16 protein-coding genes are annotated in these 10,989 nt (G+C 37.2%); 1 reads left to right on the top strand and 15 read right to left on the bottom strand.

Annotated elements, in window-relative coordinates; genetic code table 11:
- Positions 1-10: 10 nt before the first annotated feature.
- The 11 genes from accB to KVT27_RS11815 form a co-directional block, all read right to left on the bottom strand.
- Complete coding sequence (accB, locus tag KVT27_RS11765) at positions 11-508, bottom strand: acetyl-CoA carboxylase biotin carboxyl carrier protein (RefSeq protein WP_012295084.1); 498 nt, start codon at positions 506-508, stop codon at positions 11-13.
- Positions 509-707: 199 nt separating this feature from the next.
- A complete protein-coding gene (locus KVT27_RS11770; protein WP_008179871.1) occupies positions 708-1,262 on the bottom strand; it encodes a SpoIIIAH-like family protein in 555 nt (184 codons plus the stop codon).
- Positions 1,263-1,682 (bottom strand): hypothetical protein, encoded by a 420-nt coding sequence (locus tag KVT27_RS11775; protein WP_008179869.1) that lies wholly within the window; start codon positions 1,680-1,682, stop codon positions 1,263-1,265.
- Positions 1,683-1,889: 207 nt separating this feature from the next.
- On the bottom strand, positions 1,890-2,801 hold the full coding sequence (locus KVT27_RS11780; RefSeq protein WP_036126944.1) for a stage III sporulation protein AE: 912 nt from the start codon (positions 2,799-2,801) through the stop codon (positions 1,890-1,892).
- A 12-nt stretch (positions 2,802-2,813) separates the two neighbouring features.
- Positions 2,814-3,191, bottom strand: coding sequence for a hypothetical protein (locus tag KVT27_RS11785; protein ID WP_008179865.1), 378 nt, complete (start codon positions 3,189-3,191; stop codon positions 2,814-2,816).
- Positions 3,192-3,196: 5 nt separating this feature from the next.
- Complete coding sequence (locus KVT27_RS11790; RefSeq protein ID WP_008179863.1) at positions 3,197-3,406, bottom strand: hypothetical protein; 210 nt, start codon at positions 3,404-3,406, stop codon at positions 3,197-3,199.
- 90 nt (positions 3,407-3,496) lie between these two features.
- Positions 3,497-4,504 carry an NAD(P)H-dependent flavin oxidoreductase gene (locus tag KVT27_RS11795; protein ID WP_036148988.1) on the bottom strand — a complete coding sequence of 336 codons (1,008 nt, stop codon included), beginning with the start codon at positions 4,502-4,504 and terminating at the stop codon, positions 3,497-3,499.
- Positions 4,505-4,709: 205 nt separating this feature from the next.
- On the bottom strand, positions 4,710-5,267 hold the full coding sequence (gene efp, locus KVT27_RS11800) for an elongation factor P (RefSeq protein ID WP_008179859.1): 558 nt from the start codon (positions 5,265-5,267) through the stop codon (positions 4,710-4,712).
- A gap of 17 nt (positions 5,268-5,284) precedes the next feature.
- Complete coding sequence (locus KVT27_RS11805) at positions 5,285-6,346, bottom strand: M24 family metallopeptidase (RefSeq protein ID WP_008179857.1); 1,062 nt, start codon at positions 6,344-6,346, stop codon at positions 5,285-5,287.
- Between the two features lie 2 nt (positions 6,347-6,348).
- Complete coding sequence (gene aroQ, locus KVT27_RS11810; RefSeq protein ID WP_036126950.1) at positions 6,349-6,783, bottom strand: type II 3-dehydroquinate dehydratase; 435 nt, start codon at positions 6,781-6,783, stop codon at positions 6,349-6,351.
- Positions 6,784-6,846: 63 nt separating this feature from the next.
- The gene (locus KVT27_RS11815) at positions 6,847-7,272 is read right to left on the bottom strand and encodes a hypothetical protein (protein WP_036126952.1); all 426 of its coding nucleotides are present in this window, start codon (positions 7,270-7,272) and stop codon (positions 6,847-6,849) included.
- Between the two features lie 109 nt (positions 7,273-7,381).
- Between KVT27_RS11815 and KVT27_RS11820 the strand changes: the two genes are divergently transcribed.
- Positions 7,382-8,353 (top strand): DUF1385 domain-containing protein, encoded by a 972-nt coding sequence (locus KVT27_RS11820; RefSeq protein ID WP_051998125.1) that lies wholly within the window; start codon positions 7,382-7,384, stop codon positions 8,351-8,353.
- Positions 8,354-8,484: 131 nt separating this feature from the next.
- On the opposite strand, the gene KVT27_RS11825 is transcribed toward KVT27_RS11820, so the two are convergent.
- The 4 genes from KVT27_RS11825 to KVT27_RS11840 all read right to left on the bottom strand — a co-directional run bounded on the left by KVT27_RS11825 (position 8,485) and on the right by KVT27_RS11840 (position 10,940).
- A complete protein-coding gene (locus tag KVT27_RS11825; protein ID WP_036148992.1) occupies positions 8,485-8,967 on the bottom strand; it encodes a hypothetical protein in 483 nt (160 codons plus the stop codon).
- Positions 8,967-9,173, bottom strand: coding sequence for a helix-turn-helix transcriptional regulator (locus KVT27_RS11830; protein ID WP_008181842.1), 207 nt, complete (start codon positions 9,171-9,173; stop codon positions 8,967-8,969). The genes KVT27_RS11825 and KVT27_RS11830 overlap by 1 nt, the downstream gene beginning before the upstream one ends.
- A 232-nt stretch (positions 9,174-9,405) precedes the next feature.
- Positions 9,406-10,344 carry an alpha/beta hydrolase fold domain-containing protein gene (locus KVT27_RS11835; protein ID WP_208705707.1) on the bottom strand — a complete coding sequence of 313 codons (939 nt, stop codon included), beginning with the start codon at positions 10,342-10,344 and terminating at the stop codon, positions 9,406-9,408.
- A gap of 311 nt (positions 10,345-10,655) precedes the next feature.
- Positions 10,656-10,940 (bottom strand): hypothetical protein, encoded by a 285-nt coding sequence (locus KVT27_RS11840; protein WP_036148994.1) that lies wholly within the window; start codon positions 10,938-10,940, stop codon positions 10,656-10,658.
- Positions 10,941-10,989 lie beyond the last annotated feature (49 nt).

The following is a 10,989-nucleotide window of genomic DNA, read 5'->3' on the forward strand; positions in this document are numbered from 1 at the left end:
TTTGCACTCCTTACTCAGCTTTTACAAGGAATAATGGTTGGCCGTATTCTACTAATTCGCCATCTTTCACAAGTACTTCAACGATTTCCCCTTGCACTTCTGCTTCAATTTCGTTGAATAATTTCATTGCTTCTACGATACATACAATTGTTTCGTTCCCTACTTTGTCTCCTGCTTTTACGTAAGCTGGTGAATCTGGGTTTGGTGATTGATAGAAAGTACCGACCATTGGAGATACAATTTTATGTAGCGATGGGTCGTTAATCGCTGGCGCCGCTGCAGCAGGTGCTTCTTCCACTTTAGCTGGTGCTGCTACTGGAGCTTCTGCTGGTGCAGATTGTTGTACAACAGGTGCTACTACTTCTTTTTTAGGTGCTACAGTTTCTGTAACAACAATATTATTCTTTTTTAACTTAACTTTTGCGCCATCTACCTCATACACAAACTCGTCAATTGAAGAAGAATCTACTAATTTAATAATTTCGCGAATTTCTTGAATTTTGAACATTTCTAACTCTCCTTATGAAATAAAATCTACTACAATAACTATTTTATATTTTTTCGAATCAATTTGAAATAGTTAAATGAAAATTAAGTAAATATGAACAAAATAAAAGGCTTTCCTTTACTAAGCGAAAGCCTTTTCATAACGCTGATATATAACAACTCTTTTTAAATAAACTAAAAATTTATTATTTTCTATATTTTTAATAATTATTCGCGCTGAACTTTACTTGTACATCATTTGCGCCTTCCATCTCTGTTCTTACTAAATATATAATTTCATTTGCTTGGGATTTTGACAATTCTTCAGCCATGACTGTAACAGAAACTTTTTCTCCTTCGGCACGAACAAATGCATCAGAATAGCCTAATGATTTAATGAGCATTTCAAGCATTGCTTCTGCTGATTCTCGTTTAATAAGACCATCCATTTCATTGAATGCCTCATTTTTCTCGTCAGCAGAAGATTCTTCTGAAGCAATTTTTTGTGTTAACTGCTCACGAAGTTGGCTTCTCTCATCACTAACTTGCATACGCATTTCTTCAAATAAATGACTCGGTGAAGAAACTTCTTGTGTCACATCATTCGTTGCTTTTTGATCAGTAACACCACTTACAGCTGTTTGTTGTAATGTATCATCCGTAAAAATAGTAAGACCATTGAACTGTTTTGCTGGATCAACCAAATAATACACTGAAATGACTGCTACTAAACTTAATAATGTCATAAACCAAACTGTTCTTCTACGTACGCGCATTTACTTTTCCTCCTTATTTTCCATTGGAACGATAATAATTCGATGAATCGGCAACTGCATCACTTGACTGACGACTGCACGAATTTCATTTTTCACAAAGATATCGGATGCACCTTCTGAAACAACTAGCATTCCTGTTACGTTTTTCGCGCCTTGCTCAGTCCCTCGAAAATATTGGCTGAATAGTTTATTGGCATCTTGGTCATCTGTCATCTCTCCATAATAAAAATAGACTTTAACCTCCCCAACACCTTGCATTGCTTTTAGTGTTTGCTCAAGTTTTTCTTCATTCGTGAGCGGTGAACCTTTGTCGTTCGTTGAATTCGTTTGATACATAGGCAAAATGATGAAAATACCAACGGAGGCAGCTACCAGTATTAAAACCATTAATGACGTTGTTTTTTTTCGTGTCTTTTCCACATCACTTGTACATTGCCTCCTTTCATCTTCTCTTTTTCAAGTGTATGTACGCTTGTTTCTTCCTATGAATTGATAAATGGAATCTTTAATAGCAATTGCAAAAATACTAACGTGATGACCAGTTTTGTGAGTGAAATTATTTCCTTATCATCCGTTAGAAACACAAATATCTGACAAACAAAGAGCAATGCCAATAAAAGAATCAATCTATCTCCCCCCTGCCATAACTTGTACGAACACAATGAGGAAAAAACAAGAGAACATAAATGAAAAAGCAATCAAAAATGATACAGCACATAAGGTAAATAGGGATTTACTAATTTGATCTAGTAGTCTACAAATATCATCAAAGGCAATGGGTTCTAAAATAGCGGCAAGCATTTTTAAAGAATAGGCACTGACAACAAGTTGAACAGTTGGAATAAACGATACGGTAATAACTGCGATAAAGGCACTAATGCTGGTAAGTGAGGATGTAAATTGTGTCATATGCTGAAACATTGAAAAGCTATCAACTATAAACGAACCAACTACCGGAATATTTTCTTCAATTAATTTTTTGACTGGCTCAGCTACAGCTGCATTGACGCTAAACGCAGCCACTCCTCCTGCAGTCATCAATAGGACGTAGCAAATAACAGAGGCAGAAACGATACTCATAATGGTAAAGCGAATCAAATCCGCGATCCGTGTAAAAGATATTTCCTTAACAATCACACTACATACATCAAAAACAATGGCTAACAAAACACCTGGAATAAGCCACTTACTACTAATAATTGTGAGAACTTGTACAAAAAACAGCAAAAAAGGCTGCCAGGATGCAATGGCTGTAATACTACTAGATAACATAAAGCTTGAGGTCAAAATAGGATAAAACGCCGTAAATAAATGGGCTAGTCCTTGGGCAATTTCATCAATTAATGTAAAAGATTTAACAACAACTGGTCCTATCGTAGCTAACACAATTAGAAAAAAGAGGATTCTTGTCCCTTTTTCAAATTCTGGTAATATCATGTTGATGATTAAAATCATGATGACATAACTACAAAGCAACAGTGTCATCTTGAGCAAGAGAAAGAATGGGTCGATTAAAAACGATAGTATTTGCTCCTGCAATGGCTCCGCTCCTTAGTTTAGCCTTTGTAAAATGGCCGACACCTCCTGTAAAACAGCCAAAAATTCTTTGAACCAATACAATAAAATAACAATCTTTACCGCTGCAAAAACAATGTTCCCGAGCACCCTATAGTTATGTTCTACAAGCAGCAATGACACCCATTGCCCGACATAGAACATACTTGCACTAATTAAAATAGCCTTTGCATAAGGCAAAAACGCAAGCGTTTCTAAAAGTTGCTTGACGAAGGGCAATAAAAGTGTCGAGAACAGCATGCCAAAAAGTAAAAACGAAAACATCACACTTATTAGCGCGTGGAGTGGCTGTATGACTTCTTTTATCAGCAACAATAAAAGCAGCATGACAACAGCAACGATAACAATTTCCATTTACCCTACCCGGATGATGTCAGCCATTGAAAGAATGTGAGAATTTCGGTAAAAAATAGACGTAAAAATCGGAGTAATTCTGCTGTCATATATAAGTAGGCAATAAAAAATAGGAAAAATGAAAATTCCTTCTTCCCTGTTTGATCGAAGAAAACATGAAGAAGCGCAACTACTAGTCCCACTCCAGCAACTCTTAATACGTCTTGTAATTCCATTCCTACGCCCCCTCGTGTACAGCAATATATGTCGCTCTACAAAAAAAAAGACCTCTATACAGTTGTATAGAGATCTTCTATGTAAAAATTTTATAGCCATTTATCTACGATACTTTTGACCGTACCAGTGTGCTGTACAAGATGGCTATTTTCGCCCATCCACATCGATAAATATTCAGCATTGCCCTGTTCAGCACTTTCCTTACGAATAGTTGTCGTTAAATAATTTTGCAACGGATAGGGTGCAACTGTCGCATCCTTCATACGTCTAGTAAAATCATTTGCTAGACCCCTTGCTGGTTTACCTGTAAATGCGAGTGTAATGGTTGTTTCCTGTTCTTTTGATGCCAGCACCGCATTTTTATAAAGCGGAGAAATTTCACATTCTTCTGCCACCAGTAAAACCGTCCCAACTTGCACTGCCTGTGCCCCGCTCTCTAAAGCCTTCTGAATATCCTCCTTCGTCACAAGGCCTCCCGCTGCGATAATAGGAATAGCTATGTTCCCCGCTACCTGCTGCAGTAGGTCATATAAAGGAATTAATTGAAGTGGTGCTGTAAAGGAACCTCGATGACCACCCGCTTCTCCGCCTTGTAGGACCACCGCATCCATGCCAGCCTGTTCAACTAGCTGAGCTTCCGCTAATGTAGTAGCTGTACCAATTGTATATACCCCATGTTCCTTTAACTGTTGGAGCACCTCCGCTGAAGGAATACCGAATGTAAATGAGCAGATCTTTACATTCTCTTCAATAACCGCTTGGACTTGTCCAGCAAAAACTTCCTTGGATACAACGCTTTGTACAGGAGATAGTCCAAGCTCATCATAAAAAGGTTGGAGTGCCATGCGGGCCTTTTGTAAAACCTCGATATCAATTTGCGGCTCCTCTTGTACGAATAGATTGACCGCAAAAGGTTTTGTCGTTAGCTTTTTCACTTCCTGAATAAATTGCTTTGTTTGTTCACCATCTAAGTAACCTGCACCTATAGAGCCTAATAATCCTGCCTCGGTACAAGCTGCAACGAATTTAGGTGATGTGACACCTGCCATAGGTGCTTGAATGATTGGTTGTTGACTATCTAGTATTGTTTGTAGCATAACTCTCACTCCTTACGATTATTGTAGACATTTCTCCCAATAATGACCATCTATCTGATGATAGAAAATTGGAGGGAGATAAGAAAAAAAGAGATAGTTTCTCTATCCATTATCACAATGTCCCGATCGTTTCACAAGAAATGTATAAGAAAAAAATAAAAACCTACCCTTTAATAAAAAAGAGTAGGTTGATTATCATTAATAATTAAGCACGAGAAACGTAAGAGCCTTCTTCTGTGTTAATGATTAGTACATCACCTTGGTTTACGAAGAATGGTACTTGTACAATAAGACCTGTTTGAAGAGTAGCAGGTTTCGTACCACCTGAAGCTGTGTCACCTTTAATGCCTGGTTCTGTTTCAGTTACTTCTAATTGCACCGTGTTTGGTAATTCAACACCTAGCATTTCACCCTGGTAAGATTGAATATGAACTTCCATGTTTTCTTTTAGGAATTTTAATTCATACTCGATTGCTGCTGAAGCTAGTTCAGTTTGCTCGTATGATTCTAGGTCCATGAATACATGGTCGTCACCTTGTGCATATAGATATTGCATTTTGCGGTTATCGATTTGTGCTTTTTCTACTTTTTCACCAGCACGGAATGTTTTTTCATTCACTGAGCCGTTACGTAGGTTACGTAATTTAGAACGTACGAAAGCAGCACCTTTACCTGGTTTAACGTGTTGGAAATCTAGCACGCGGTATAATTGGCCATCAACAACAATTGTTAGACCTGTACGGAAATCGTTTACTGAAATCATTTGTGTTCCTCCAAATTTTATAAAATAATGAGTTCTTTTGACGAATGTGTGAGTAATTCATTCCCTGTCTCAGTGATTAAAATATCATCCTCAATACGGACACCACCGATACCTGGTAAATAAACACCCGGTTCAATCGTCACGGCCATACCTGGCTCTAGCACTGCATCAGAACGCATCGATAAGCCAGGGCCTTCATGTACTTCAAGACCGATACCATGTCCTAAAGAATGACCGAATGCTTCGCCATATCCTTTTTCTTTTAAGTAGTCACGTGCAATAGCGTCCGCTTGAATACCTGTTAATCCAGGACCCACTTTTTCAAGTGCTAACAGCTGAGAAGCAAGGACTGCATTGTACATATCTACTAATTTTTCAGATGGTTCTCCAACAGCCACAGTACGCGTAATATCCGAAATATAGCCATTGTATAGCGCACCAAAGTCTAATGTAACAAAGTCGCCTTTTTCAATCACTTTATCCGTTGCCACGCCATGTGGTAATGCTGAACGAAGACCAGACGCAACAATTATGTCAAACGAAGACTGAGTCGCTCCTTGTTTACGCATGAAAAATTCTAATTCATTCGAAACCTCAAGCTCTGTTTTACCAGGCTTGATGAAGCCTAAAATATGTGTAAATGCGTGATCTGCAATTTCACACGCAGCCTTAATAATATTAATCTCTTGTTCCGTCTTAATCAAGCGAATTTTTTCAATTAGCCCAGAAATCGGCACTAAATCAGCTTGAATGTTCGATTTATACAGTTCATATGTGCCATAGCTTACAGTATCTCTCTCAAAGCCCAGTAATTTGATGCCCATATTTTTTACTTGTGTAGCAATTTCTTCAATAATTGTTGCTTCATGCTTAACAATTCGGAAGTCCTGAATTTGCGCGGCAGCTTGTTCTGTATATCGGAAATCTGTAATAAACACAGCATCATTTTGAGACACAATTGCTACGCCTGCTGTCCCTGTAAAACCAGTCATATAGCGGCGGTTATACCCATTCGTAACTAAAATACCATCGATGTTTTGTTCTTGAAGTGCTTTACGTAGCTTTTGTAATTTCAACATAATCAATTCTCCCTCTCGATAAATGTACGTAGTGCCAGTTCATAGCCTTTCGTACCTAGTCCACAAATTTGACCAAGGCAGGCCGGAGCAAGATAGGAATGATGACGGAAAGCCTCACGTTTATGGATATTGGAAATATGTACTTCGATTACTGGCACAGAAATTCCTGCAATAGCATCGTGTAACGCGATGCTTGTATGGGTATATGCACCAGGATTAAAGATGATGCCATCATATTTTTCGTCTTCTGCTTCATGCACCCAATCCACAAGTACCCCTTCGTGATTGGATTGACGAAATTCAACTGTGGCACCTAAAGAAGCCGCAAGATTTTGAACATTTTCTTGAACATCATCCAATGTTTCATGTCCATAAATATGTGGCTCTCTTTTTCCAAGTCGATTTAAGTTGGGTCCATTCAAACATAATAACTTCACGCTTCTATTCGCCTCTTTCTATGTACTTGCCATTTATTTTATCATACACGGCGCATACAGCAACTAATTTCCTTTTTGCGCCGTATGCTCTCTCTGATGAAAATTGGCTGTTTCTAACAAGAAGCGTAAAAGGCAAACCACGACAACTATGAATGGAATCGAAAGCTTTTTAAAGGAAGAAAGTTGTAATGGTAAATCTAATGCAATCCATTCTAATAGAATCGTTACAAAAAGCCCTAGCAGTAGCGAAGAAAAGACCGCCGGAATGACATAGACATAGCGCATAGTCATATATACAAACAATCCGATGATAAATAGAAGAAAAATAAAGAAGGTCCAGTGAAATAATTTAGAGCTTTCTTCAAACCATCCCCATTTTTTATAAAAACCAATCGGATGCCATTTAATAAGATTAAAATAATGTAAACCTTTTAAGCACAATGCTAAAACAAGCGCATTTACAAGTGACGTTATTGTCCCTATTTTCACAATATTTCCTCCTTTGCCCACTAATCATTTCCTAAAATGTACGATTAGTGTAGCCATATAGAAAATTTACTATGCGTAACTGTAGAGGTTTTTGACTAAATTTAGTACAATGGTACAGTTGAAATATATAAAGAGAGTGGTGTTAGCCTTGAGCAATTCACCTGTATACGGGGGACAAGCACAATTAGAAGGTGTGATGTTCGGAGGAAAGGATCATACAGTTACAGCCATTCGTCGTAACGATGATTCCATTGATTATTATCATTTTAAAAAAGTACAAAAGCCTATTTTACAAAAGCTTAAAAAAATCCCATTTGTTCGAGGCGTTGTCGCGTTGATTGAATCAGCAGGCTTAGGTTCTCGTCATATGCAATTTGCAGGGGATCGTTATGATGTAGTACCTGGTGAAGAAGAAGATAATAAAGAAGAAGGATCCAAACTTCAAATGATACTTGGCGTTGCTGTAGTAGGTATTCTTTCCTTTTTATTTGGAAAATTTGCCTTTACACTAATTCCAGTTTTTATAGCTGATTTTTTCTCTAAATGGATTGAAGGAAAAACGGGCCAAATTTTACTTGAAAGCGGTATTAAACTACTATTACTGCTCACATATTTATATTTTATCTCGTTAACGCCTCTCATCAAACGAGTATTTCAGTACCATGGTGCGGAGCATAAAGTCATCAACTGCTATGAAGCTGGTTTAGACGTTACAGTTGAAAACGTCCAAGCACAATCACGTCTACACTATCGTTGTGGTAGTAGCTTCATTCTTTTCACAGTCTTTGTCGGCATGTTCTTATATTTCTTTGTGCCAACTGACCCGCTATGGCTACGTATTTTAGATCGTATTTTATTAATTCCAGTAGTACTAGGAATATCATTTGAAGTATTACAGGCAACAAATGCTTGCCGTAATATTCCTGTATTACGATTCCTTGGCTATCCTGGTCTATGGCTTCAATTGCTAACGACTCGCGAACCAAAGGATGATCAAGTGGAAGTTGCCATTGCATCCTTTAATATGCTACTTCAAGTAGAGCAACAGCCAGAAATAGCAGCAACATTAAATCATGATTAAGGAAAAGGCAGTCCCAACATAAGTTGTTGGAACTGCCTTTTTTATATAGATGCTAGCCTTGCATTTTTCGTTTAAATGCCATAATCGCAGCTCGATAAACCTATCCAAAGGGATGAATCGGACAACTAAATTTATTTAGAATCTTTCCTACGGACTGTAAGGGCAGTAAATATCCCCATCATACTAGGCAGAATACTGAATAATAAAAACAGCCAATTATTTGTTAGGATCGAGATAATGGTAAAAATAAGTAGTGATGCGACATTGATACTTATACCTAACTTCACATAAGAAGGCTTAAAAGGTATTGGTCTATACATATTGATAGTCAAAATGAGCCCAATGATCGCCCAGCTCCCTAAGTGTACAAATAAAAGTACAGCTAAAACCATGGCAGTGCTTAATTTAATCCCAAACACTACTAAAGAAAAGAAAATATAAATTGCTGCTAACGTCAAATACCATGAATAAGATTTCGCCTTTTGCCAAATATGGTCGTGTACTTCATCTAACCCTCTATTTTTCTTCGCTTTTTTCCTTCCAAACCACCAGCCAAGGATGCCAAAAATCATCCCGCCGTACAGTCCCAAAATACCCCCTATAGAAAATCCCATTACGCCATTCCCTCCTCTTCGAAAATAAAAACTTCCTCAATCGTGCAGTTGAACGCTTTTGAAATGTTGTAGGCAAGCTCTAATGATGGATTGAATTTTCCCGATTCAATTGCAATGATAGATTGTCGTGAGACACCCACTACCTTAGACAAATCCTCCTGCGTAATCTTTTTCGATTTCCGCAATTCACGAATTCTGTTTTTCATAATGCCTCCTCATTAAATGTAAAGCAAACTGTACATTTAGTAATAAGTAAAGTTTACTTTACATATTTAATTATGTCAAGCTAGCTTTACAATTTAATTTTTGTTTAAACAATGAGATTTGAGCCGGCTTTGCGTAAAAATCCGTTTATTAAAACAGGAAATAAAAAAAGCGTGTTTTGAAAAATCAAAACACACTTGGGATCTCCACACTATTTATTTAGCGTAATCCTTTCTATTTCAACACTTTACTATGAATAATATTTATAATTTTCTGTTGAGCATCTAGTGCTTCGGGGATGGGCATGACAACAAACACATGGTTCATTTTAGGATAAACAAAAGTTGTAATATCAATCCCTTGCTCGCTTAGTTGTTCATCAAACTTTACTGCATCTGGATATAAACTTTCATGGGTGCCAATAAAATGAGTAATACTCGCTAGACCTTGAAAATCACCATAAATTGGACTAATCAGAGGGTCCTTTAAATCCTTATCAGCTGCCCATAGCTTTGTGATGACCCCCATTCCTTCACTAGCTAGCATAGGGTCCTTTTCTTCATATTCAGGGATAAGAGGATTTTCTAGACTTAGGTCAACACAAGCCGATAGTAAAATAATATCTTGTGGCTGTGGCAAATGATTTAGCTTTAAAAGCTGGGCCAAACCAAGTGCTATATTACCTCCTGCAGAATCTCCTATAATGGTTAATTGACTGGCACTTTCAACCGTCTCTAAAATTTTATTATAGAGATGCAGCATTTTTTGGTACGTGTCCTTATGATTAAAATGAGGTACTTTTGGATAAATCGGGGCAATAACTTTTGCCTGTAATGCTTGTGCTATTTTATCCATGAACAGCCAGTGTAAATTTAACGGTTGATTCGTCCAAGCGCCACCATGAATATAGAGAATCACTTTTTGTTTCGAGGACTTTTGATCATTTAATGTAAAAACTTGCATATCCTCAAAAGTTTGTTCATCCTTCACACTTAAAAATTGAACATCATCTCCAATGACATAGGGCTGATTATTCACAGTTGCTTTTTGCTTGATGAACTGTTTAGCATTTTCAACACTAGAAAAGCTCACTTTATTACTCTGGGAAAATAACAACTTTTCAAATTGAACACTTTCTTCAGAGCGCTCTCCATTAAAAATCACTACACTCATTACTTTCTCCCCTTTCACCATTTTTTTACCTAGCTGGATGTATGAGAACCCTTAACAAACAAGCCTTAAATCAAATGTCATAAGCAAGTCCCTTATAAAATAAGGGTTGTCATCAAACTTTATTACACTTGACCGAACATTATTTTAATTCCACAAAATGGCGTATACTCCTTCAAATTTGCCTGTTAAATATAAAATATCTATCCGCTTCTTTGAAAAAATAAGGCTGAGTTAAAATGAATGAAGTTCCCAAAGCGTTTTTTGAGAACTTAATTTTGCTTACCGTATATCCGTATGAACCCGAATCAGTATTATTTTTTATTTTTCAACTGTAAAAGTATAGGTGCTATATTTAGTAAGATAGAAACAATTGTCAAAAACCATAATGCCCTTTCCATACCTGGTACTACATCCTCTAAAGCTGCCCAATCTTCTACTTGTACCCAGCTAGATACAAAACTATATTCCGAACAAAGTGTCAATGCTGTAAATGATAACCCCATTGCCATCGCTAGTTTATAATCTTTACCTGTTGTATACATGTAAAGATTTATAAAAGTTGCTACTATAGCAATAAGTCCGAATAGTAACCACATTATTCTACCTCCCTTTTCAATATAGACATAAATTGTAATGAGGATGTTC

Source organism: Lysinibacillus sp. GbtcB16, assembly GCF_019091145.1.
Lineage (GTDB): Bacteria > Bacillota > Bacilli > Bacillales_A > Planococcaceae > Lysinibacillus > Lysinibacillus fusiformis.